The 22,581-nt window shown below is 60.3% G+C and carries 20 protein-coding genes; 18 read left to right on the top strand and 2 right to left on the bottom strand.

Features of this window, described 5'->3' with window-relative positions; all coding sequences use genetic code 11:
• Positions 1-10 precede the first annotated feature (10 nt).
• Positions 11-991, bottom strand: coding sequence for an alpha/beta hydrolase family protein (locus tag QRN36_RS24200; RefSeq protein ID WP_285426358.1), 981 nt, complete (start codon positions 989-991; stop codon positions 11-13).
• Between the two features lie 193 nt (positions 992-1,184).
• Here QRN36_RS24200 and QRN36_RS24195 point away from each other — a divergent pair, with 193 nt between their 5' ends.
• The 16 genes from QRN36_RS24195 to QRN36_RS24120 all read left to right on the top strand — a co-directional run bounded on the left by QRN36_RS24195 (position 1,185) and on the right by QRN36_RS24120 (position 20,139).
• Positions 1,185-3,200 carry a histidine kinase gene (locus QRN36_RS24195; protein WP_285426357.1) on the top strand — a complete coding sequence of 672 codons (2,016 nt, stop codon included), beginning with the start codon at positions 1,185-1,187 and terminating at the stop codon, positions 3,198-3,200.
• Positions 3,197-3,826 carry a response regulator transcription factor gene (locus tag QRN36_RS24190; RefSeq protein ID WP_285426356.1) on the top strand — a complete coding sequence of 210 codons (630 nt, stop codon included), beginning with the start codon at positions 3,197-3,199 and terminating at the stop codon, positions 3,824-3,826. Before QRN36_RS24195 ends, QRN36_RS24190 begins: the two co-directional genes overlap by 4 nt.
• A 295-nt stretch (positions 3,827-4,121) precedes the next feature.
• Positions 4,122-5,246 carry an ABC transporter ATP-binding protein gene (locus QRN36_RS24185; protein WP_285426355.1) on the top strand — a complete coding sequence of 375 codons (1,125 nt, stop codon included), beginning with the start codon at positions 4,122-4,124 and terminating at the stop codon, positions 5,244-5,246.
• A gap of 90 nt (positions 5,247-5,336) precedes the next feature.
• The gene (locus QRN36_RS24180) at positions 5,337-6,368 is read left to right on the top strand and encodes a polyamine ABC transporter substrate-binding protein (RefSeq protein WP_285426354.1); all 1,032 of its coding nucleotides are present in this window, start codon (positions 5,337-5,339) and stop codon (positions 6,366-6,368) included.
• A 122-nt stretch (positions 6,369-6,490) separates the two neighbouring features.
• Complete coding sequence (locus QRN36_RS24175; protein ID WP_285426353.1) at positions 6,491-7,738, top strand: ABC transporter permease; 1,248 nt, start codon at positions 6,491-6,493, stop codon at positions 7,736-7,738.
• A 10-nt stretch (positions 7,739-7,748) separates the two neighbouring features.
• Entirely contained in the window at positions 7,749-8,576 is an 828-nt protein-coding gene (locus tag QRN36_RS24170; protein WP_285426352.1) for an ABC transporter permease, read from the top strand.
• A 154-nt stretch (positions 8,577-8,730) separates the two neighbouring features.
• Positions 8,731-10,104, top strand: coding sequence for a sigma 54-interacting transcriptional regulator (locus QRN36_RS24165; RefSeq protein ID WP_285426351.1), 1,374 nt, complete (start codon positions 8,731-8,733; stop codon positions 10,102-10,104).
• Positions 10,105-10,287: 183 nt separating this feature from the next.
• Entirely contained in the window at positions 10,288-11,451 is a 1,164-nt protein-coding gene (locus QRN36_RS24160; protein ID WP_285426350.1) for an iron-containing alcohol dehydrogenase, read from the top strand.
• 85 nt (positions 11,452-11,536) lie between these two features.
• The gene (locus QRN36_RS24155) at positions 11,537-12,961 is read left to right on the top strand and encodes a hypothetical protein (protein WP_285426349.1); all 1,425 of its coding nucleotides are present in this window, start codon (positions 11,537-11,539) and stop codon (positions 12,959-12,961) included.
• Between the two features lie 366 nt (positions 12,962-13,327).
• Positions 13,328-13,999 (top strand): ribulose-phosphate 3-epimerase, encoded by a 672-nt coding sequence (gene rpe / locus QRN36_RS24150; protein ID WP_285426348.1) that lies wholly within the window; start codon positions 13,328-13,330, stop codon positions 13,997-13,999.
• Positions 13,999-14,817: a phosphoglycolate phosphatase gene (locus tag QRN36_RS24145; RefSeq protein WP_285426347.1), complete on the top strand. Its 819-nt coding sequence runs from the start codon at positions 13,999-14,001 to the stop codon at positions 14,815-14,817. The genes rpe and QRN36_RS24145 overlap by 1 nt, the downstream gene beginning before the upstream one ends.
• Before the next feature lie 70 nt (positions 14,818-14,887).
• On the top strand, positions 14,888-16,369 hold the full coding sequence (gene trpE / locus QRN36_RS24140; protein WP_285426346.1) for an anthranilate synthase component I: 1,482 nt from the start codon (positions 14,888-14,890) through the stop codon (positions 16,367-16,369).
• A 429-nt stretch (positions 16,370-16,798) separates the two neighbouring features.
• Complete coding sequence (locus QRN36_RS24135) at positions 16,799-17,398, top strand: aminodeoxychorismate/anthranilate synthase component II (RefSeq protein ID WP_285426345.1); 600 nt, start codon at positions 16,799-16,801, stop codon at positions 17,396-17,398.
• Between the two features lie 18 nt (positions 17,399-17,416).
• Entirely contained in the window at positions 17,417-18,466 is a 1,050-nt protein-coding gene (trpD, locus tag QRN36_RS24130) for an anthranilate phosphoribosyltransferase (RefSeq protein ID WP_285426446.1), read from the top strand.
• On the top strand, positions 18,463-19,299 hold the full coding sequence (gene trpC / locus QRN36_RS24125) for an indole-3-glycerol phosphate synthase TrpC (RefSeq protein WP_285426344.1): 837 nt from the start codon (positions 18,463-18,465) through the stop codon (positions 19,297-19,299). Before trpD ends, trpC begins: the two co-directional genes overlap by 4 nt.
• Before the next feature lie 144 nt (positions 19,300-19,443).
• Positions 19,444-20,139 carry a lipoate--protein ligase family protein gene (locus QRN36_RS24120; RefSeq protein ID WP_285426343.1) on the top strand — a complete coding sequence of 232 codons (696 nt, stop codon included), beginning with the start codon at positions 19,444-19,446 and terminating at the stop codon, positions 20,137-20,139.
• A gap of 24 nt (positions 20,140-20,163) precedes the next feature.
• Here the strand turns inward: QRN36_RS24120 and crp are convergent, their stop codons facing one another.
• Positions 20,164-20,808, bottom strand: a complete 645-nt coding sequence (gene crp / locus QRN36_RS24115; protein ID WP_285426445.1) for a cAMP-activated global transcriptional regulator CRP — start codon at positions 20,806-20,808, stop codon at positions 20,164-20,166.
• Between the two features lie 207 nt (positions 20,809-21,015).
• Between crp and QRN36_RS24110 the strand changes: the two genes are divergently transcribed.
• A complete protein-coding gene (locus QRN36_RS24110) occupies positions 21,016-21,438 on the top strand; it encodes an OsmC family protein (protein WP_093468752.1) in 423 nt (140 codons plus the stop codon).
• 238 nt (positions 21,439-21,676) lie between these two features.
• Positions 21,677-22,471 carry an adenosylmethionine decarboxylase gene (gene speD, locus QRN36_RS24105; protein ID WP_285426342.1) on the top strand — a complete coding sequence of 265 codons (795 nt, stop codon included), beginning with the start codon at positions 21,677-21,679 and terminating at the stop codon, positions 22,469-22,471.
• Positions 22,472-22,581 lie beyond the last annotated feature (110 nt).

Here is a 22,581-nt window from a genome sequence, read left to right as displayed (position 1 = left end):
CCGACGCTGCCTACTGGCCATCAAGCCAGCCGCGCACCCGTCGGAACAGCTGATCCTGCTCCATCGCCGAGTTGCCCGGAATCGCATTGAGCGTCACTTGGGTGAACCGCGCGTTCTTCACGCGCTTGCTGGCATCCAGACGATCCTGCGCTTGTTGGCGCGGGATCGGACGATCTTTGTTGACGAAGTCCGCCGTGGCGACTTTCAGCGTCGGCAGCACGTCCAGCAATGCGGGCGTGTCTTTGCCAGTGTCCACTGCAGTGACCATGACCAGGCGCTGCACGGCCGGCGAGGGACGTTCGCTCATGTAGCGCGCGGCCCAGTAGGCGCCTGTGCCGTGACCCAACAGGACGATGGAGCGGGACTTGTTCTGCTGAGCGAACGCCACTGCGCTGTCGATCCGCGCGAATATCTTCTCAGCGTTGGCCTTGGCCGCTTCTGCCTGCGCAGCGGCCTGTTCGGCGGCGGCCGTTGCGTCGGCTTCAGCAGCGGCGGCGGGGTCTGGCGCCTTCGTTGCGTCCTTGGCTTTGTCCTTGTCGGCGGCGGCATCACCGGCGGGCGGTGCGTCAGGGCTGCGTGCGAAAACACCGTCGTTGAACGCGTCCGGCATGCTCAGACTGAGGCTCGACCATCCAGTGTCTGGCAGCTTGCGGCGCAAAGGTCCTACTGCATTCGGCCAGTCGGCCGACTCATCGGCGCCGGGCACGATCACCACTGCACCTTTGGGGTCATCGGTGTTGGCCGGTTTCCAGAGTGCCAGAAACGACTCTTCACCCGCCTGCAGCTGCTGCTGTTCGGCCTGCGGCACGCGACGCTCGAGCGCCAGCGTGTCTTCCTGACTGCGCGAGGGCAGGGCCGCACGCTCCACAGGCGTCTCTGCCGGTTTGGCGTCTTTGTCCGGGGCCGGGTCAGCCGCCATCGCAAACGGCGAGCAAGGTAGTATCAGCGTCAGACAAAGCGCGGGAAACATTGCGCGAATGGTGTAGGACATCGAATATTCCAAAGGCCGGAAACAATTCCGGCAGACTAATGGGTTGACGGCTGTTTGTCAGGCCGCCATACGGCCTCGTCTTCGAGCGCCACGCTCACAGCATGACCGGCAAGGGAATCAGTGAAATGGGGACAACAATTTGAGCATCCGCAGGCCGCGCCTCTTGGTTATCGGCTGTGGCAGGGTGCTCTTGATGGCATTGATGCTGATCGCCGCGCCTGCCTGGGTTCAAGCCGATGGCGCCGCTACGCCGGTCGATCCGCTGACCGGTGCCCAGCGCGACTGGCTGGTCAAGCGCGGGCAACTGCGCGTCGGACTGGTGTTGCAAGCGCCGTATGCCCAGCTTGATCGCCGTGCGCAGCAGTTGTCCGGCGCGAACGTCGATCTGGTCAATCTGATGGCCAGGACGCTGCAGGTCGATCTGTTGTGGCGCAATTACGCCGATCAGGCCGAGCTCGAAAAAGCCTTCGCCGAGGGTCAGGTCGACTTCGCGCCCGGGCTGACGCAGACCCCGACGGGTTTGCGCATGTGGTTCTACTCCGATCCCTACATGCGCGTGCCGCAATTGGTGGTGGGGGAGCGTGACGGCTCGGGCGTGGTGGATCTCGAGAAGCTCGACAGCCAGGTGCGGATTGCCGTGCGCATGCCCAGCGTGACCGCCGATTATCTGCGCGCCAACTACAGCCATCTCAATCTGCAGGGCGTGCCGCTGGAGCGGCAGGCGTTGCAATTACTCCTCACCCAGCAGGCACGCTACGCGGTCATCGATGAGGCGCAATTGGGTCGACTGTCGCGCGAGGCCGAGTTCGCCGGGCTGGCAGTGGTCGGCGATATCGGGTTCCCGCAGCTGTTGCGCGTGGCCTCCCGGCGCGACACGCCGGAGCTCGCCGACATCATCAGCCAGGCGCTGAACGCCATTGCGCCCAAGGACCTTGAGCAATTGCATGCCCAATGGTTGCAGCCCAAATACCCGCGCGTGAGCGAGTCACCGGGGCTGTGGCAGAACATCGCGCTGCTGTTCCTGGTGCTGTTTCTGGCCTGCGCAGCGATCATTTTCTGGCAGCGCCGTCAGCAACAGGTGCTTGAAGGCGACCTTCTCGCTGCTCGCGAAGACATCACCCGGCGCCGCGCAGGTGAGGAAGCCCTGAGGCTGGCGCAGTTTTCGATCGACCAGAGTACGGTCGGCATTCTCTGGGTCAATTGGGACAGCCACGTGCGGTACGCGAATCAGGCCGCTGAAAACATGCTGGGTTACGCGCCGGGCGGTGTGGTCGACAGACCCCTGATCGATTTCGAGCCTGGTCTGAATATGGATCGCTGGCTCAACCTGTGGAAGAACGCCCGATCCAGCGAAGAAGGGCCGCAGAACTTCGAAAGCAATTGCCTGCGTGCCGACGGTAGCGTGTTGCCCGCCGATGTCTCTCTGAGTTTTTTGCGCTTTCGTGAAGCCGAGTATCTGGTGGTGTTTATCACCGACGTCACCGAGCGGCGCCGTTCGTTGGCCGCGCTGCAAGAGAGTGAGGCCCGGTTGCAGGTCTTGGCCGAGCAACTGCGGGAATTGTCGGCTCACCTTGAGACCGTGCGTGAAGAGGAAAAGGCGCGCATTGCCAGGGAAGTCCACGACGAGCTGGGTCAGATGCTGACGGTGCTCAAGCTGGAAACGTCCATGTGCGAACTGGCCTACGCCGATCTCGATCCTGGCTTGCGTGATCGGTTGAACAGCATGAAGCGCCTGATCGCCCAATTGTTTCAGCTGGTCCGTGATGTCGCGACTGCGCTGCGCCCGCCGATTCTCGACGCGGGCATCGCCTCGGCCATTGAATGGCAGGCCAGACGCTTCGAGGCGCGCACCCAGATTCCCTGTCTGGTGGAGGTACCGGACAATCTGCCGGTGCTGCCGGATTCGACGGCGATCGGGCTGTTTCGCATCCTTCAGGAGTCGCTCACCAACGTCATGCGCCATGCCCAGGCGCACACCGTCGAGCTGACGCTGAGCCTGAGCGACGGCGTGCTGTGCATGACGATCGCTGACGACGGCAGAGGCTTCGATCAGACCGCCGAGCGGCCGGCCTCGTTCGGCCTGGTGGGAATGCGGGAGCGGGTTTTGATCATGGGCGGACGGTTGCATCTGGACAGCACGCTGGGAGAAGGCACAACCTTGCGTATCCAGATTCCGCTCGAACAGGTTCCGCAGGAGCAAGTGCAGTGATCCGCGTATTGGTCGCCGAAGACCACACCATCGTCCGCGAGGGCATCAAGCAACTGATCGGTCTGGCCAAAGACCTGCAAGTGGCAGGCGAGGCCAGTAATGGCGAACAGCTGCTGGAAGCCTTGCGCCACATCGAGTGCGAAGTCGTGCTGCTCGATATTTCCATGCCCGGCGTGAACGGGCTGGAAGCCATTCCACGCATCCGCGCAATGAGCAATCCGCCCGCGATCCTCGTGCTGTCGATGCACGATGAAGCCCAGATGGCGGCGCGTGCATTGAAAGTCGGGGCCGCGGGTTATGCCACCAAAGACAGCGACCCTGCATTGCTGCTGACGGCCATTCGCCGGGTGGCCGCGGGCGGTCGCTATATCGACCCCGATCTTGCCGACCGCATGGTGTTCGAAGTCGGGCTCACCGACAGCCGACCGCTGCACTCGCTGTTGTCCGAGCGCGAATTCTCGGTGTTCGAGCGACTGGCGCAAGGCGCCAACGTCAATGACATCGCTCAACAACTGGCGTTGAGCAGCAAGACCATCAGCACGCACAAAGCGCGGTTGATGCAAAAGCTCAACATCACCTCCCTTGCCGAGCTGGTGAAGTATGCGATGGAGCACAAGCTGGTCTGACTTTCGGCCATGCCTAAAACCGACCCTTTTGCAGATCCTGCTAAATAGCCATCGCGAGCAAGCTCACTCCTACAGTTGACCGCGATCCCTTGTAGGAGTGAGCTTGCTCGCGAATGCGTCGGCACAGGCGATAAATTCCTTCGAAACCGCATACCTATCCCCGCCATCCGTGTAGGGCAATCCCTACCCCAAACCTTCCATCGCACCTAGGCCAATCTCTCCTACGCCCCGATTTGCGCGGCCTGCAGCCTCATCTAGGCTTGTTGCCACGGTTGATTAAACAAAGGTGTGGGTAATGAGCAACGTCGATTCAAGCGCTGGGGCAAATGATGTTCTGGTCAGCTTTCGTGGTGTGCAAAAGAGCTACGACGGCGAAGCCCTGATCGTCAAAGACCTCAACCTGGACATTCGCAAGGGCGAGTTCCTCACTTTGCTCGGCCCGTCGGGCTCCGGCAAAACCACCAGCCTGATGATGCTCGCCGGTTTCGAGACGCCGACTGCCGGCGAGATCCTGCTGGGCGGTCGTTCGATCAACAACGTGCCGCCGCACAAGCGCGACATCGGCATGGTGTTTCAGAACTACGCCTTGTTTCCGCACATGACCGTGGCCGAAAACCTCGCGTTTCCGCTGTCGGTGCGGGGCATGAGCAAGACGGACGTTGCCGAAAAGGTCAAACGCGCCTTGGACATGGTTCAACTCGGCACCTTTGCCCATCGTTACCCGGCGCAGTTGTCCGGTGGCCAGCAGCAGCGCGTGGCGCTGGCGCGTGCGCTGGTGTTCGAGCCGCAACTGGTGCTGATGGACGAACCTCTTGGGGCGCTGGATAAGCAACTGCGCGAACACATGCAGATGGAAATCAAGCACCTGCATCAGCGTCTGGGCGTCACGGTGGTCTACGTGACCCACGATCAGGGCGAAGCGCTGACCATGTCCGACCGCGTTGCCGTCTTCCATCAAGGCGAAATCCAGCAGATCGCGCCACCTCGCGCGCTGTATGAAGAACCGAAAAACACGTTCGTCGCCAACTTCATCGGTGAAAACAACCGCATCAACGGCACGTTGCTCAGCCAGACGGGCGACCGCTGCGTGGTCGGCCTGGCGCGTGGCGAAAAGGTCGAAGCGCTTGCCGTCAACGTGGGCGCGACCGGCAGCGCCGTCACCCTGTCGATTCGCCCGGAGCGCGTGAACCTCAACGGCCGCAGCGAGAGTTGCGTCAACCGCTTCTCGGGCCGTGTGGCCGAGTTCATTTACCTGGGCGATCACGTGCGCGTGCGCCTGGAAGTGGCCGGCAAAACCGATTTCTTCGTCAAACAGCCCATCGCCGAGCTCGATCCGGCGTTAAGCGTTGGCGACGTTGTGCCCATTGGATGGCAGGTCGAGCACGCTCGCGCGCTGGACCCTCTGCAGGATGCGCATTGATTCATCGCAGCACGCGTAACCCGATGCACCCAGAGGCGAACCCATCGCCCCCCATTGCTTAACCAACATTGTTCGTGGAGAGAAAAACAAATGCTCAAGACATTGAAGCTCACCGCTTTATCGGTCGGCATGATGTGTGCGGCGCAAGCCATGGCCGCCGATCTGACTGTGATTTCCTTCGGCGGCGCGAACAAGGCTGCTCAGGAAAAGGCCTTCTACGCACCCTGGGAGAAGGCAGGCAACGGCAAGATCATTGCCGGCGAATACAACGGTGAGATGGCCAAGGTCAAAGCCATGGTCGACACCAAGAGCGTGACTTATGACCTGGTGGAGGTCGAATCCCCTGAACTGGCTCGCGGTTGCGACGAGGACATGTTCGAAGAGATCGACCCGGCCATTCTGGGCAAAAAAGAAGACTACGTGCCGGGCGCGATCCAGACCTGCGGTGTGGGCTTCTTCGTGTGGTCGACCGTGCTGGCCTACAACGCCGACAAGCTGAAAACCGCACCGACCAGCTGGGTCGATTTCTGGGACACCAAGAAATTCCCAGGCAAGCGTGGCCTGCGCAAAGGCGCCAAGTACACCCTGGAATTCGCGCTGATGGCTGACGGCGTTGCGCCAAAAGACGTCTACAAAGTGCTGGCCAGCAAAGACGGTCAGGACCGCGCGTTCAAGAAACTCGATGAGCTCAAGCCGAACATCCAGTGGTGGGAAGCCGGTGCCCAGCCACCGCAATTCCTGCAGTCGGGTGACGTTGTGATGAGCTCGGCCTACAACGGCCGTATCGCTGCGGTGCAGAAAGAAAGCAACCTGAAAATCGTCTGGACCGGCGGCGTCTACGACTTCGACTCCTGGGCCATTCCGAAGGGCGCGAAAAACATCGAAGAAGCCAAGAAGTTCCTGGCGTACACCCTCAAGCCTGAACAGCAGAAGACGTACTCCGAGAACATCGCTTACGGTCCGGCCAACTCCCAGGCAGTAAGCCTGCTGACCGCCGACAACCAGAAAAACATCCCGACCACCCCTGAGAACATCAAGGATCAGGTGCAATTGAGCGTGAGCTTCTGGACCGACAATGGCGAAAACCTGGAGCAGCGATTCAACTCCTGGGCTGCCAAATAATAGAACAAGCCGTAGCCGTCCGACCGGGCGGCTACGGACGGTCAGCGTTTGAGTGATGTTTGTTGTACGTCAGATACGGTCGCCCTTGTGTCGACCATCGTTGAAAGATTTCGGAGTTCGCTATGGCCACCGCCGTGCCCCTGACTGAAGGCGCCAGCCCGACCTTGAAGCAACGCCTGGCCCGTGCCGAGCGCGTCAACCGCTGGAAGGCTCAGGCGTTGATCGCGCCATTGGCGATTTTCCTGCTGCTGGTGTTTCTGGTGCCGATTGCGGCGCTGCTCTACAAAAGCGTGAGCAACCCTGAAGTGGTCGGCGGCATGCCGCTCACGGTTGTCGAAGTCGAAAAGTGGGATGGCAAGGGCCTGCCATCGGAAGCGGTGTACAAGGCTGCCAGCCAGGACCTGGCCGATGCCCGCAAGAATCAGACATTGGGTGACCTGTCCAAGCGCCTGAACCAGGAGCTGGCCGGTTATCGCAGTCTGCTGGCGAAAACCGCCCGCGCGCTGCCCTTCAAGGAAGAACCTGTTTCCTACAAAGAGGCGCTGGAAGCCATCGATGAACGTTGGGGCGACCCCGCGTACTGGCAGGCCGTGCGTCGCAATACCTCGAGCTTCACCCCCTATTACTTGCTGGCCGCTGTCGACCATCGCATCGATGACCTCGGTGAAGTGGCGCCCGCGACCCCGGATCAGGCCATCTACATCGACGTCTTCGCCCGCACCTTCTGGATGGGCCTGGTCATCACCGTGATCTGCCTGTTCCTCGCGTATCCACTGGCCTATCTGCTCGCCAACCTGCCTGCACGCCAGAGCAACCTGCTGATGATTCTTGTGCTGTTGCCGTTCTGGACGTCGATTCTGGTCCGTGTCGCGGCCTGGATCGTCTTGTTGCAATCCAGCGGCCTGATCAACGGCGCGCTCATGGCGATGGGCATCATCGACAAGCCGCTCGAGCTGGTGTTCAACCGGGTCGGTGTCTACATCTCGATGGTGCACATCATGCTGCCGTTCATGATCCTGCCGATCTACAGCGTTATGAAGGGCATTTCGCCCACGTACATGCGGGCCGCGATTTCACTGGGTTGCAACCCGTTTGCAAGCTTCTGGCGCGTGTACTTCCCGCAGACCTACGCCGGTGTGGGTGCGGGATGCCTGCTGGTGTTCATTCTGTCGATTGGCTACTACATCACGCCGGCGCTGCTGGGCAGCCCGAACGATCAGATGGTCAGCTACTTCGTCGCGTTCTACACCAACACCAGCATCAACTGGGGCATGGCGACTGCGCTGGGCGGCTTGCTGCTGCTGGCAACCGTGGTGCTGTACCTGATCTATAGCTGGCTGGTCGGCGCCAGCCGCCTGCGTCTGAGCTGAGGAGACTGACATGTTGAGCCCTTATTCCTCGCCCATCGAGCGGGTCTGGTTTTACACGCTGCGCATCCTGTGCGGGCTGATTCTGCTGTTTCTGGTCCTGCCAGTGCTGGTAATCGTGCCGCTTTCGTTCAACTCCGGCAGCTTTCTGGTCTACCCACTGCAGGGCTTTTCGCTGCACTGGTATCAGGATTTCTTCGGCTCGGCGGAGTGGATGCGCTCGTTGAAGAACAGCCTGATCGTCGCGCCGGCCGCCACGCTGCTGGCCATGGGTTTCGGCACCTTGGCGGCGATTGGCCTGACCCGCAGCAACTTCCCCGGCAAATCGCTGGTCATGGCGCTGGTGATCTCGCCGATGGTGGTCCCGGTGGTGATCGTGGGTGTCGCAAGCTACCTGTTCTTCGCGCCGCTGGGCCTGGGCAACAGCTACACCTCGCTGATTCTGGTGCATGCGGTATTGGGTGTCCCGTTCGTGATCATCACGGTGTCGGCCACGCTGCAAGGCTTCAATTACAACCTGGTGCGCGCTGCCGCCAGTCTCGGCGCATCGCCCGTGACGGCGTTCCGTTGCGTGACGCTGCCGTTGATCGCGCCTGGCGTTATTTCAGGCGCACTGTTTGCCTTCGCGACGTCGTTCGATGAGGTCGTGGTGACGCTGTTTCTGGCCGGGCCCGAGCAGGCAACGCTGCCGCGGCAGATGTTCAGCGGCATTCGCGAAAACCTCAGCCCGACTATCGCAGCGGCCGCCACCTTGCTGATCGGCTTCTCCGTCATATTGCTGCTGGTGCTGGAGTGGCTGCGCGGACGCAGCGAGAAATTGCGCACGGCGGTGGTGGAATAACGGCGTCCGCCGTATCGCGATGATCGTGCCCACGCTCTGCGTGGGCATGAAGGGCGTCACGAGATGGATTCCCACGCGGAGCGTGGGAACAATCAACAACTCCCGCCACACCGTTTAAACTTCACCGCTCCCACACACGTATGGAGCCCTGTCGGTGAACGTCAACGACGCCAGTTTCGAAGAACTGCTCAACGCTTTGCACGACGGCGTTTACATCACCGACGGCGACGGCAAGACGCTCAAGGTCAATCAGGCGTATGAGCGCCTGACCGGGCTGAGCGGCGCGGCTCTGATCGGACGGCCCATGCAGGAGTTGGTCAAGGAGGGCGTGATTTCGCAGTCCGCGTCATTGCGCGTTTTGCAGGAAGGCCGCCCGGTGTCGGTGATGCAGAGCCTGAGCCAAGGTAAAAAACTCCTGGTCAGCGCCACGCCGATTCTCGACAACGACCACCGGATTTCCTACGTCGTCAGCACCGTCCGCGACATGACCGAGCTGCTGCGCATGAAGCATGAGCGCGACGAACTCCAGCAGCTCAAGCAATTGCGCAACAGTACCGCCAAGCTGCACGCCGGTCAGCGCGACAATCTCTTGCACTCACCGCTCATGGCGGATCAGGAAGTCTCCGGCCGGGTTTTTGCGCTGGCGCGTCAGGTGGCCAGCAGCGACGTGAAAGTCCTGCTGCAAGGCGAAACCGGTGTCGGCAAAACCCTCGTCGCCCAGTTCATTCACAACACCTGCGCACGGTCGAGCGAGCCTTTTCTGGCGCTGAACTGCGGCGCGTTGCCAGAGAACCTGATCGAAGCCGAACTGTTCGGCTACGCGCCGGGCGCATTTACCGGCGCGGGGCCGAAAGGCAAGCGGGGTCTTCTGGAGCTGGCACATCACGGCACCTTGTTTCTCGACGAAATCGGAGACTTGCCGCTGCCGGTTCAGGTCAAGCTGCTCAAGGTCATTGAAGAAAACCGTTTCATTCCGGTCGGCGGCCTCGAGCTCAAGGAAGTGGACGTGCGCATCATCAGCGCCACCCATCACGACCTCAAGCAGTTGGTGGCGCAAGGGCGCTTTCGTGCGGACCTGTACTACCGGCTGAACGTCGTGCCCATTCAAATTCCGGCGTTACGCGAGCGCAGCGAGGAGATTGCTCCGCTGCTGCATTACTACCTCGAGACGTTCAACGGCCGCTATCAACGGCAGGTGCAGTTCAGCCTCGAAGCGCTGGACCTGATGTGCGAGTACACCTGGCCGGGCAACATCCGCGAGCTGATCAATATCGTCGAGCGCCTTGTGGTGACCAGCCAGAGCCCTGTCATCGAGGCGCTGGATTTGCCCGAAGAGATCCTCAATCTCGACCCGCAAAACACCGACGACAGCCGTCTGCCGCTGCGCAAAGTGCTGGAAAATGCCGAGCGTTCTGCCATTCGTGCCGCTCTGCAGTTGCACAAGACCACCCGATTGGCGGCCAAGGCGCTGGGTGTCAGCCAGGCGACCGTGGTGCAGAAGATGAAGCGCTGGGAGCGTTCTGATTAGAATTTCAATCAAGCCCGCCCGAACCGATCAGAAAACTGATCGCAACCGACCCCCAAATCTCCCTTCGAACGGCGCGTGATTCGCGCCAAGCCTTCTGTCACGGGGCTTTGCGCCGATTGGCACAGCTTTCGCTATCTCATCCCGCACGTCTTCCAATAAAACAACGCACACAGGACGAGCCCGATGAGCATTTCTGCCTCCGCTATCAGCGCCTTCAAAATCGCCAACAAACTGATCACCGGCCCTGCCGCGATCGAGCAACTCGCCGCCGAGCTGACTCGCCTCAATGTCAATAATCCACTGATCGTGACCGATGCCATTCTGGTCAAGTCCGGCACTGTCGATCTTGCCCTCGCGCAGTTGGGCGGCCGTCGTCATGGCATTTTCGATCAGGTCAAACCCGAGCCGGAAATCTCCATCGTCGAAGACTGCACCCGCGCGTATCGAGACGGTGCTCACGACGGCCTGATCGGCCTTGGGGGCGGCAGCGCCATCGACATCGCCAAAGGGGTGGCCGCTTTCGCCGGCCATGAAGGTCCGTTGACCGAGCTGTTTGGCGTCGACCTGGTCAAGCGCAAAGGCCCGCCGCTCATTGCCATTCCGACAACAGCGGGCACCGGTTCGGAAGTCACGAACGTGGCGATCTTCTCGGACAAACAGGCGCAGTTGAAAAAAGGCATCGTCAGCGATTATCTGTTGCCCGACGTCGCGCTGGTCAGCCCGGTGATGACCCTGACTTGCCCGCGCAGCGTCACAGCCGCCAGCGGTGTCGATGCGCTGGTGCATGCCATCGAGTCCTATCTGTCGGTGAATGCGTCGCCGATCACTGACGCGATCGCGCTGGGCGCTATCAAGCTGATCGCCAAGGCGTTGCCCAAGGCCTACGCCAATCCCGCCAGTCTCCAGGCGCGCGAAGACATGGCAACCGCGAGTCTGATGGCGGGCATGGCGTTCGGTAATGCGGGCGTCGGCGCGGTGCATGCGTTGGCGTATCCGCTGGGCGGGCGTTTCAATATTGCCCACGGCGTCAGCAACGCGTTGCTGCTGCCTTACGTCATGGAGTGGAACAAGATGGCTTGCGTGGAGCGATTCCGCGATATCGCTGAGGCCATGGGCGTGCGCGTCGCCCATCTGAGCGATAAAGAGGCAGCGGATCAGGCCGTCAAAGCCATGGCCGATCTGTGCGCCGCAGTGGACATTCCGTCCGGCATGCGCAGCTTCAATGTGCCCGAAGACGCGATTCCTGCAATGGCCGAAGAGGCCAGCAAGATCGACCGTCTGATGCGCAATAACCCGCGCAAGCTCACCGCTGGCGATATCGAAAAAATCTACCGCGCCGCCTATTGATCGACGCGAACTGCGATGCCCGAGCGAATGTCCGGGCGTCGTCGCTACAAGACCCACAAATAAGACCAATAAGACAGGTGCACATATGTCCAACACTCCCCAGGCACGGAGCGAAAGCCCGTACATCCCGCTCGGCCCTTTCAAGGTGCGGTTGCCGTTCATTCACTACAAATTCGAGATGCCGGACTACCTCCAGGGCCTGCTGATGTGCGCCGTGGACCTGGCGGCCATCCCGCTGATGACCGAGCTGCTGGGCATGCCCTTCGAGGTCGCGCTGGCGGTGGTCATGCTCAACGGGCTGCTTTATCTCACGCATCATTTGCTCGGCGATCCGACGGTGCCGGGATGGATCACGCCTGCCGTGCCTTTGCTGATGGCCTACTGCGCGCAGTTCCCGATGGGCCCGGAGCGTGTCCATGCGCTGATCGCGTTTCAGTTGATGCTGGGCGTTTTTTCGATTGCGCTCGGTGCGACGGGTATGGCGAAGAAGGTGGTTGAATACGTGCCGTCCGCGATCAAGTCCGGGATCATCGTGGGTGCTGGCCTGAGCGCAGTGATCGCGGTGTTTCAGGTGGGCGGCAAATTCAATGTCCTGCCCTGGACGATCTCGATCGCGGTGGGCATCGCCTTCTATCTGATCTTCTCCCAGCATTTCAACGACCTCAAACAGCGCAACCGCTTCTGGTGGAATTTCGCCAAGCTCGGGATTCTGCCGATCATCCTGCTGGCCGTGGTGATCGCGCCGCTCTTTGGCGAAGCGCCCTGGCCGACGATTCAGTGGGGCATCAGCAAGCCAGACTTCGCCGGACTGTGGCATGACTACACCGTGTTCGGTCTGGGCATGCCGCCGCTGTCGATGTTCATTTCCGCACTGCCGACCATGCTGGCGGTTTACATCATCGTTTTTGGTGATGTGCTGAGTGCCAAATCGCTGCTCGATGAGGCAGAAACCGTTCGCACCGATGAGGTGGTGGACTACAACCCGGATCGCGCGCACCTGATTTTCGGTGCTCGAAACGCCTTCATGAGCATCTTCGGGCCGGATGTCGCCATGTGTGGCCCGAAATGGGCAGCGATGCTGGTTGTCGTCATCGAGCGTTTCAAAGGCGGCCCCAAGGCCATGCAATCGATCATCGGTGGCGTGGGGTCTTTCCGTTGGGGCACCAATACCGGTCTGCTGTTGCTGCCAGTGGTGACGCTGGTCCAGCCGATCCTCGGTGTCGCACTGTCGCTGACCCTGCTGATTCAGGGTTATGTGAGCGTGCGCCTGGGCATTCTCGAAGCCCGCAGCCAGCGCGACCTGGGCATTGCCGGGGTAATCGGCGCGGTGCTGGCGATCAAAGGGGCGAGCTGGGCGTTCGGCATTGGCGTCGTGCTCTGCCTGCTGATCTACGGCAAGAACTTCTTCAAAGGCGAGGTGGACGGGACGTTCAGCAAAGACCTCAAAGGGGCTGAGCCTAAACCCGCCACCAAGCCTGTGCGCATGAAGGAAGAAGCGCTGGTCGACTGATTCCATAACGTGACGGCGTCGGGCATGCAGCAATGGCTCGACGCTGATCCACTGTAGGCGTGAGCCAACTGTCTTTAAAGCCCCTCCTGTCAATGGCGTAATCCCCGACGCCTTCCCGGCTGAAGCCGGTCCTACGGAAGATATGCAGTGTCTGTTGGACCGGCTTCAGCCGGGAAGAGGCAAGTGCATGCTGCCGAGATGCAGTGGTTGGCGCTCAGCGTTCGTGAGCGAGCTCACCCCCACAGGTTCCGTGTATCGGGGCGGATTGCTTGCACCTGACACCGCATTCATCCGCCACGCGACGCACGTTTCAAACTCTTGGAGTACAATGCGCGCCACCGTGATTTCGCTCATAAAAGGTGCGTCATGCAGCCCTTCGCAATTGCTCCGTCGATTCTGTCCGCCGATTTCGCCCGTCTGGGTGAGGAAGTCGACAATGTCCTGGCCGCCGGTGCCGACATCGTCCACTTCGATGTCATGGACAACCACTACGTCCCTAACCTGACCATCGGCCCGATGGTGTGTGCGGCGCTGCGCAAGTACGGCATCACCGCGCCCATCGACGTGCACCTGATGGTCAGCCCGGTTGACCGTATCATCGGCGACTTCGTCGAAGCGGGCGCCACCTACATCACCTTCCACCCGGAAGCGACCCAGCACATCGACCGCTCCTTGCAACTGATCCGCGAAGGCGGCTGCAAGTCCGGCCTGGTGTTCAATCCGGCGACTCCGCTGAACCTGCTCGAATACGTCATGGACAAGGTCGACATGATCCTGCTCATGAGCGTCAACCCGGGTTTCGGCGGTCAGAAATTCATTCCCGGCACGCTCAACAAGCTGCGCGAAGCCCGCGCGCTGATCGATGCCTCCGGTCGTGACATCCGCCTTGAGATCGACGGCGGCGTCAACGTCAACAACATCCGTGAAATCGCCGCTGCCGGCGCCGATACGTTTGTTGCCGGCTCCGCCATCTTCAATGCGCCCGACTACCGGGAAGTCATTGAGAAAATGCGTGCAGAACTGGCGCTGGCTCGTTGATGAGCGGCTTCGAGCAGCTGTTCCCGGGTCGTCTGCCCAAGCTGATCATGTTCGATCTGGACGGCACACTCGTCGACTCGGTGCCGGATCTGGCCGCAGCCGTGGACAAGACTCTGATTCAGCTCGGGCATGCCCCGGCGGGCATCGAACGTGTTCGCAACTGGATCGGTAACGGCGTACGCGTGCTGGTACGACGCGCGCTGGCCAACGACATGGACCACTCAGGCGTCGACGAGGCATCCACTGAAGCGGCACTGGCCATCTTCATGGAAGCCTACGGCGAGAACCATGCCTTGACCAAGGTTTACCCCGGCGTGCGCGAGACCCTCAAGTGGTTGCAGAAGAAGGGCGTCGAAATGGCCCTGATCACCAATAAGCCCGAGCGCTTCGTGGCGCCGCTGCTCGATGACATGAAGCTGGGACGTTTTTTCCGCTGGATCGTCGGCGGCGATACGCTGCCACAGCAGAAGCCCGATCCCGCCGCGTTGTTCTTCGTCATGAAAATGGCCGGTGTTCCGGGCTCGCAATCGCTGTTTGTCGGTGACTCGCGTAACGATGTTCTGGCGGCGAAAGCGGCCGGTGTGGCCTGTGTTGCAATGAGCTATGGCTACAACCACGGTCGCCCGATTGCCGAGGAATCACCGGCGCTGGTGATCGACGATTTGCGCAAACTGATTCCCGGTTGCTTAGATCTTGGGGCTGAGATAACGTTGCCCGACGTTCAACCCCCCTCCTTTAGAGAATCCATCGTGGTGGTCACTCGCAAACTCTGGATGAAAGTCATCAAGGCCCTGGCCCGCTGGCGTTGGCGCGCCTGACTGGAATCTGGCCGGACCCTCCGGCGCGTTTGCACACCTGACCGTTTTACCCTCAGACCACGAGGCTGACATGACCCGCGAAGAATTCCTGCGTTTGGCCGCTGACGGCTACAACCGCATTCCGCTTGCCCACGAAACCCTGGCCGACTTCGACACGCCGCTGTCGATCTACCTCAAACTCGCCGACGAGCCGAACTCCTATCTGCTGGAGTCGGTGCAGGGCGGCGAGAAGTGGGGCCGTTACTCGATCATCGGGCTGCCATGCCGCACCGTGATGCGCGCATACGATCACAGGATCAGCGTCACCCACGACGGCGTCGAAATCGAAACCCTCGAAACCGAAGACCCGCTGGCGTTCGTCGAAACCTTCAAGGCCCGTTACAACGTCCCGACCATTCCCGGCCTGCCTCGTTTCAATGGCGGTCTGGTGGGTTACTTCGGCTACGACTGCGTACGTTATGTCGAACCACGCCTGGGTAAATGTCCGAACCCGGACCCACTCGGTGTCCCGGATATCCTGCTGATGGTGTCCGATGCGGTCGTGGTGTTCGACAACCTGGCCGGCAAGATGCACGCCATCGTGCTGGTCGATCCGGCGCAGCCGCAGGCCTATGAGAGCGGTCTGGCACGGCTTGAGCAACTGATGGAGAAACTCCGTCAGCCCATCACCCCGCGGCGCGGCCTGGACCTGACCCGTCCGCAAGCGGCAGATCCGGTATTCCGGTCGAGCTTCACTCAAGCGGATTACGAAAAAGCCGTCGACACCATCAAGGAATACATCCTGGCGGGCGACTGCATGCAGGTCGTGCCCTCCCAGCGCATGTCCATCGATTTCAAGGCTGCACCGATCGACCTCTACCGCGCGCTGCGTTGCTTCAACCCGACGCCGTACATGTACTTCTTCAACTTCGGCGACTTCCATGTCGTCGGCAGTTCGCCGGAAGTGCTGGTGCGCGTCGAAGACAACCTGATCACCGTGCGTCCGATCGCCGGTACGCGTCCCCGCGGCGCGACCGAGGAAGCCGACCACGCGCTGGAAGTCGACCTGTTGTCCGACGATAAAGAGATCGCCGAACACCTGATGCTGATCGACCTGGGCCGCAACGACACCGGGCGCGTCTCGGAAGTCGGCTCGGTGAAACTCACCGAGAAGATGGTCATCGAGCGTTATTCCAACGTCATGCACATCGTTTCCAACGTGACCGGCCAGCTGAAAAGCGGGCTGACGGCGATGGATGCACTGCGCGCCATTCTGCCGGCGGGCACGCTGTCCGGCGCGCCGAAGATTCGCGCGATGGAAATCATCGACGAGCTGGAACCGGTCAAACGTGGCGTGTACGGCGGCGCGGTGGGGTACTTCGCCTGGAACGGCAACATGGACACGGCGATTGCCATCCGTACTGCCGTGATCAAGAACGGCGAACTGCACGTGCAGGCCGGTGGCGGTATTGTCGCTGATTCGGTGCCCGCGCTTGAGTGGGAAGAAACCCTGAACAAACGCCGCGCGATGTTCCGCGCCGTGGCGTTGGCAGAACAAACGCCCGAGGCGTGATGTTCTGATCGGTGAAAGCGGGCCGTGTGCCCGCTTTTCATGTGCGGTTTCTGCGCCTGCCCAATATCCCGGATCTGATTCTTGAACAGTACGTCCAAATCCAGCCAAATAGCGCTCGGCCCGCGCCACCGGGGCACGGTGATATTGCGCCCTATGCGTCGGTACGCTACTGTGCGGCAACGTATGAACGAGACCTTTCCTGTGTCGATTGTCAGCAAACTCTTGATGCGCGTTATCAAGGCTCACGCCCGTTGGCGTTGGCGCGCCTGACTATTCCCCTGCCGGCCATGCCGGACCTGTATTGATATGCCTTCTGAAACCTCGGTCAGCACTGCCTCGCCGGACCACGTCCCGCGACCCACCGTGCACAACCGTGGACCGAGAATCGAAGGCCACGTTAGAAGTCAGTAATTCAAAAGGTTAAGCACCATGCTGCTGATGATCGATAACTACGACTCCTTCACTTATAACGTCGTGCAGTACCTCGGTGAACTGGGTGCCGACGTTAAAGTGATCCGCAACGACGAGTTGACCGTTGCCGAAATCGAAGCCCTCAACCCGGAGCGCATCGTCGTCTCGCCGGGCCCTTGCACGCCGAATGAAGCGGGCGTTTCCCTTGATGTCATCAAACATTTTGCCGGCAAATTGCCTGTCCTGGGCGTCTGCCTGGGGCATCAGTCCATCGGCCAGGCGTTTGGCGGCGACGTGGTGCGCGCCCGTCAGGTGATACACGGCAAGACCAGCGATCTGATCCACGAAGACAAAGGCGTGTTCGAGGGCCTGAAACATCCATTGACCGTGACGCGTTACCACTCGCTGGTGGTCAAGCGCGAGACGCTGCCCGACTGCCTGGAAGTGACGGCCTGGACTCAGCTGGAAGACGGCTCGGTCGACGAAATCATGGGCTTGCGCCACAAAACGTTGAACGTCGAGGGGGTGCAGTTCCACCCCGAGTCGATCCTCTCCGAGCAGGGTCATGAGCTGTTCGCCAACTTCCTCAAGCAGACCGGCGGCACTCGTCAGGGTTAAGGACACTTCGAAATGGCTATGGATATAAAAACGGCGCTGGGCCGTGTCGTTAACCACCTGGACCTGAGCACCGATGAAATGCGCGACGTCATGCGCGAAATCATGACCGGGCAGTGCACGCAGGCGCAGATCGGCGCTTTTCTGATGGGCATGCGCATGAAGAGCGAAAGCATCGATGAAATCGTCGGTGCGGTTTCGGTCATGCGCGAGCTGGCGGACAAGGTCCAGCTCGGCACACTGGATGGCGTGGTCGACATCGTCGGCACCGGCGGCGACGGGGCGAACATCTTCAACGTCTCGACAGCCGCGTCGTTCGTCATCGCGGCGGCGGGTTGCACCGTTGCCAAGCACGGCAACCGGGCGGTATCGGGCAAGAGCGGCAGTGCCGATCTGCTCGAAGCGGCCGGTGTCTACCTCAACCTGACGCCGGTACAGGTCGCGCGCTGCATCGACAGCGTGGGCATTGGTTTCATGTTCGCGCAGACGCATCACGGCGCGATGAAGCATGCCGCCGGCCCGCGCAAAGAGCTGGGCCTGCGCACACTGTTCAACATGCTCGGCCCGATGACCAACCCCGCAGGCGTGAAGCATCAGGTGATCGGCGTGTTCAGCCAGGCGCTGTGCCGGCCTCTGGCCGAAGTCATGCTGCGGCTGGGCAGCAAACATGTGCTGGTCGTGCACTCTCAGGATGGTCTGGACGAGTTCAGCCTTGCCGCGCCGACGTTCGTCGCGGAACTGAAGAACGGTGAAGTGACCGAATATTCTGTGCAACCCGAAGATCTGGGCATGAAAAGCCAGAGTTTGTTCGGGTTGGTGGTCGACAGCCCGGCGCAGTCGCTGGAACTGATCCGCGACGCGTTGGGGCGCCGCAAGACCGAGCACGGGCAGAAAGCCGCTGAAATGATTGTGCTCAATGCAGGCGCCGCGCTCTATGCTGCAGATCATGCCTCTTCGTTGAAAGAAGGCGTGGCACTTGCACATGACGCACTGCACACGGGCCTTGCCCGCGAAAAGCTGGAAGAGTTGGGTGCTTTTACCGCGGTATTCAAGCAGGAGAACGAAGGATGAGCGTGCCGACGGTGTTGGAAAAGATTCTCGCCCGCAAGGCCGAGGAAGTGGCCGCACGACGTGCCAGCGTCAGTCTTTCCGAGCTGGAGACGCTGGTCGCCACTGCCGATGCGCCGCGGGGGTTCGCCACGGCGTTGATCGAGCAGGCCAAGCGAAAGCAACCGGCCGTGATTGCCGAGATCAAAAAAGCTTCGCCGAGCAAAGGCGTGATCCGGGAAAACTTCCAGCCGGCCGAAATCGCCAGAAGTTATGAAGCCGGCGGCGCAACCTGCCTTTCGGTGCTGACGGATATCGACTTCTTTCAGGGCGCCGATGCCTATCTGAAAGAAGCACGCGGTGCCTGCAAGCTGCCGGTGATCCGCAAGGATTTCATGATCGATCCTTATCAGATCGTCGAAGCTCGAGCTCTGGGCGCCGACTGCATCCTGCTGATCGTGTCGGCGCTGGATGACGTGAAGATGGCCGAACTGGCAGCGGTCGCCAAAGCCAACAAGCTCGACGTCCTGGTCGAAGTTCACGATGGCGATGAGCTGGAGCGTGCGCTGAAAACCCTGGACACGCCGCTTGTCGGCATCAACAACCGCAACCTGCACACGTTCGAGGTCAGCCTGGAAACCACGCTCGATCTGTTGCCGCGTATTCCGCGCGATCGCCTGGTGGTCACCGAAAGCGGGATTCTCAACCGCGCCGATGTCGAGTTGATGGAAATCAACGAGGTGTATTCGTTCCTGGTCGGCGAGGCATTCATGCGCGCTGAAAAACCGGGTGTGGAGTTGCAGCGTCTGTTCTTCCCTGAAAAAGGCACTGCGATCAAATCCATCTCCCTGGATTGAACACGATCCATACCGCTATATCTGCAGGAAAAATCGTGCCGGCACCCGCCTGAGCTTCAGGTGCTGACGAGGTTGACGGAAATGGCCTCGTCGAATGCCCGCCCGTTCCTGCAGAGGCATTGGCTCATTCAGGTTGGAGGCAACATGACCGCTCAAGTGATCGACATCGGCGTAGAAGAAGGGCTCAAGGCCGAGCAGGACTTGCTGGCTTCGGTCTGCGCGGGAGATGCCGATTACGGGTTGTTGTTCTGGCGGCCTTCCGATCACGCCTTGGTGATGCCGCGCCGCCTCAGTCGATCAGGCGGTTTCACGGAAGCCAGCGAAACCCTGTCTGATATCGGCTGGCCCATTTTGCTGCGCGAAAGCGGCGGCGAACCGGTTCCGCAGTCTCCGGCCACGGTAAACGTGGCGCTCGTCTACGTTCAGCCCAAATCCGACCTGGATCGCGACCGCATTGAAAAAGCTTACATGCGCTTGTGTCAGCCGATGCTCGATGTGTTGACGGAACTGGGCGGCGAGGCGTCTCTCGGCGAGGTAGATGGTGCGTTCTGCGACGGTCGATTCAACGTTAACCTGAGCGGTCGCAAAATGGTCGGTACGGCTCAGCGCTGGCGCCAGAGCCAGGGCGGTCAGCGGCCCGTGGTTTTGGCTCATGGTGCAATGCTGCTCGACAACGAGCGGCTGGAGATGGTGAATGCCGTCAACCGCTTCAACCAGATGTGTGATCTGGAGCAGCGATGCCGAGCGGACAGTCATATAGCGTTGCACGAGCTGTTCGCCGCGCCGGATTTCGTCTCTCGTTTGAGCGACCGGTACGCACGCATATTCGCTCAGCTCTGAAACTTGCCTCTGCAGCTCGCGAATTCAACGCGTGCCAAACACCACCATCGTCTTGCCGCGCACATGCACCAGATTCTGTTCTTCCAGTGACTTGAGCACCCGCCCGACCATTTCCCGCGAGCACCCGACGATCCGGCCGATTTCCTGACGGGTGATTTTGATTTGCATGCCGTCGGGGTGAGTCATCGCGTCCGGTTGCTTGCACAGGTCCAGCAGGCTGCGCGCAACGCGACCGGTCACGTCCAGAAACGCCAGGTCGCCCACTTTGCGCGTGGTATTGCGCAAACGCTCCGCCATTTGTCCGCCTATGGCGTACATCAATTGGGGATCGTGCTGACTCAGCTCGCGGAATTTGGCGTAGCTGATCTCGGCCACTTCGCATTCCGTTTTGGCGCGCACCCATGCGCTTCGCTGTGAGCCGCTCGGCGCTTGCTGGAAAAGTCCCAGTTCGCCGAAGAAATCGCCGCTATTGAGGTAGGCAACGATCATCTCCCGGCCTTCGTTATCCTCGATCAGGATCGTCACCGAACCCTTGATAATCAGGTACAGCGACTCCGACTGCTCTCCGGCACAGATGATGTTGCTTTTGGCTGGGCATCGCCTCCGTTGTGCGTAGGGGAGAAGCTTGTCGGCGATTTTCAACTTGTTCGGAGGGGTCATGGCGACCATGGCTGTATCCCGTAAAAAACTGCGCCCGGAGGCATTCTTATAGGTATCGGCAGTATTTCCGATTTGACACAGTTCCACAGCGGCAAATTGCCATTTTTTCCGAAATTTCCTACGTTTCTGTCGCGGATCGGCATTTCCGGTCGACGCTGCGACATCGCGGCCCTGTGCTAAGCTGGCCGCCTTTTTTCTAGCATGGGAGTCCTGGCGATGAAGGCGCGTATTCAATGGGCGGGTGAGGCCATGTTCCTTGGCGAGTCCGGCAGCGGTCACGTGGTTGTCATGGATGGTCCGCCGGAAAGCGGCGGTCGCAATCTGGGCGTGCGCCCTATGGAGATGGTGCTGATCGGTCTGGGTGGCTGCAGCAACTTCGACGTGGTCAGCATCCTGAAGAAAGCACGCCAGCCGATCGAAAGCTGCGAAGCGTTCCTTGAAGCCGAGCGCGCGACCGAGGATCCGAAAGTGTTCACGAAGATCCACCTGCATTTCGTCGTCAAAGGCCGCGGTCTGAAAGAGACTCAGGTCAAGCGGGCCATCGAACTGTCGGCCGAGAAATACTGTTCCGCGTCGATCATGCTCGGTAACGCAGGCGTGGAAATTACCCACGATTACGAAATCATCGAGCTGGGCTGATCAACGCCCAATTTTCATAAAAGCGGCGCAGGCTATGGCATGCGACTTCTGACGTCTGCATAATGCGCCCCTTTTTCAGGGCGCGACTGCCGGGACCTTCCTGGCTCGCCTCCGACCAGACAACCAAAATCGCCAACGCGAAGAGGTGTTAACCGTCCTACGCAGCTGAGCCGGGCTCAGTTGACGGGCATGCTTGATCACGCGGCCTGGGCCGCACCCATATAGAGAGTTTTTAACGGTGAAAAGCAAACTCAAGCTCCACGGGTTCAATAACCTGACTAAGACCTTGAGCTTCAACATCTATGACATCTGCTATGCGGAAACCCCGCAGGATCAGCAGGCCTACGTCGAGTACATCAACAGCGTGTACGACGCTGAGCGCCTGACGCGGATTCTCACTGATGTTGTCGATATCATTGGCGCGAACATCCTGAACATCGCCCGTCAGGACTACGACCCACAAGGCGCCAGTGTCACGATCTTGATCTCCGAGCAACCGGTTACGCCAACCGACAGCCAGATCGAAGAATCCCCAGGTCCGTTGCCGGAGACTATCCTTGCGCACCTGGACAAGAGCCACATCACGGTTCACACCTATCCCGAGATTCACCCGGTCGACGGCATTGCGACGTTCCGTGTGGACATCGACGTATCGACCTGCGGCGTGATTTCCCCGCTCAAGGCGCTGAACTACCTGATTCACAAGTTCGAGTCCGACATCGTCACCGTCGACTATCGCGTGCGCGGCTTCACCCGTGACGTAGAAGGCAAGAAGCACTTCATCGATCACGAGATCAACTCGATTCAGAACTACCTCTCCGAAGACACCCGCGACAGCTACCAGATGACTGACGTGAATGTGTATCAGGAAAACCTGTTCCACACCAAGATGCTGCTCAAGCAGTTCGAACTGGATAACTACCTGTTCGGCGATGCGACCAGCAACCTTTCGCCGGAGCAGCGCGAACAGGTCACTGGCCGCGTGAAGCACGAAATGCTGGAGATTTTCTACGGCCGCAACATGCCGGTCTGAAGACTGACCGCATAAACAAAAAAGGCGCCCATCGAGGCGCCTTTTTTGTGTTCAATGTCCCGTCCTGAATAAGGTTTACACCTTCTGACCTTTCCTCAGGAGGAACCAAT

The sequence above is a fragment of the Pseudomonas sp. efr-133-TYG-103a genome, from assembly GCF_030209235.1.
Classification (GTDB): Bacteria; Pseudomonadota; Gammaproteobacteria; order Pseudomonadales; family Pseudomonadaceae; genus Aquipseudomonas.
Note: the sequence above shows the minus strand (reverse complement) of the source record. Positions and strands in the feature narration are given on the sequence as shown.

What these genes read in the sequence shown, in the direction of transcription:
- QRN36_RS24155 (WP_285426349.1), top strand. Translation starts at nt 11,537, where the DNA reads ATGTCCAACACTCCCCAGGCACGGAGCGAAAGCCCGTACATCCCGCTC.
- rpe (WP_285426348.1), top strand. Translation starts at nt 13,328, where the DNA reads ATGCAGCCCTTCGCAATTGCTCCGTCGATTCTGTCCGCCGATTTCGCC.
- trpD (WP_285426446.1), top strand. Translation starts at nt 17,417, where the DNA reads ATGGATATAAAAACGGCGCTGGGCCGTGTCGTTAACCACCTGGACCTG.
- QRN36_RS24180 (WP_285426354.1), top strand. Translation starts at nt 5,337, where the DNA reads ATGCTCAAGACATTGAAGCTCACCGCTTTATCGGTCGGCATGATGTGT.
- trpE (WP_285426346.1), top strand. Translation starts at nt 14,888, where the DNA reads ATGACCCGCGAAGAATTCCTGCGTTTGGCCGCTGACGGCTACAACCGC.
- QRN36_RS24175 (WP_285426353.1), top strand. Translation starts at nt 6,491, where the DNA reads ATGGCCACCGCCGTGCCCCTGACTGAAGGCGCCAGCCCGACCTTGAAG.
- QRN36_RS24160 (WP_285426350.1), top strand. Translation starts at nt 10,288, where the DNA reads ATGAGCATTTCTGCCTCCGCTATCAGCGCCTTCAAAATCGCCAACAAA.
- crp (WP_285426445.1), bottom strand. Translation starts at nt 20,808, where the DNA reads ATGGTCGCCATGACCCCTCCGAACAAGTTGAAAATCGCCGACAAGCTT.
- QRN36_RS24185 (WP_285426355.1), top strand. Translation starts at nt 4,122, where the DNA reads ATGAGCAACGTCGATTCAAGCGCTGGGGCAAATGATGTTCTGGTCAGC.
- QRN36_RS24200 (WP_285426358.1), bottom strand. Translation starts at nt 991, where the DNA reads ATGTCCTACACCATTCGCGCAATGTTTCCCGCGCTTTGTCTGACGCTG.
- QRN36_RS24120 (WP_285426343.1), top strand. Translation starts at nt 19,444, where the DNA reads ATGACCGCTCAAGTGATCGACATCGGCGTAGAAGAAGGGCTCAAGGCC.
- QRN36_RS24170 (WP_285426352.1), top strand. Translation starts at nt 7,749, where the DNA reads ATGTTGAGCCCTTATTCCTCGCCCATCGAGCGGGTCTGGTTTTACACG.
- QRN36_RS24195 (WP_285426357.1), top strand. Translation starts at nt 1,185, where the DNA reads ATGGCATTGATGCTGATCGCCGCGCCTGCCTGGGTTCAAGCCGATGGC.
- trpC (WP_285426344.1), top strand. Translation starts at nt 18,463, where the DNA reads ATGAGCGTGCCGACGGTGTTGGAAAAGATTCTCGCCCGCAAGGCCGAG.
- QRN36_RS24135 (WP_285426345.1), top strand. Translation starts at nt 16,799, where the DNA reads ATGCTGCTGATGATCGATAACTACGACTCCTTCACTTATAACGTCGTG.
- QRN36_RS24110 (WP_093468752.1), top strand. Translation starts at nt 21,016, where the DNA reads ATGAAGGCGCGTATTCAATGGGCGGGTGAGGCCATGTTCCTTGGCGAG.
- QRN36_RS24145 (WP_285426347.1), top strand. Translation starts at nt 13,999, where the DNA reads ATGAGCGGCTTCGAGCAGCTGTTCCCGGGTCGTCTGCCCAAGCTGATC.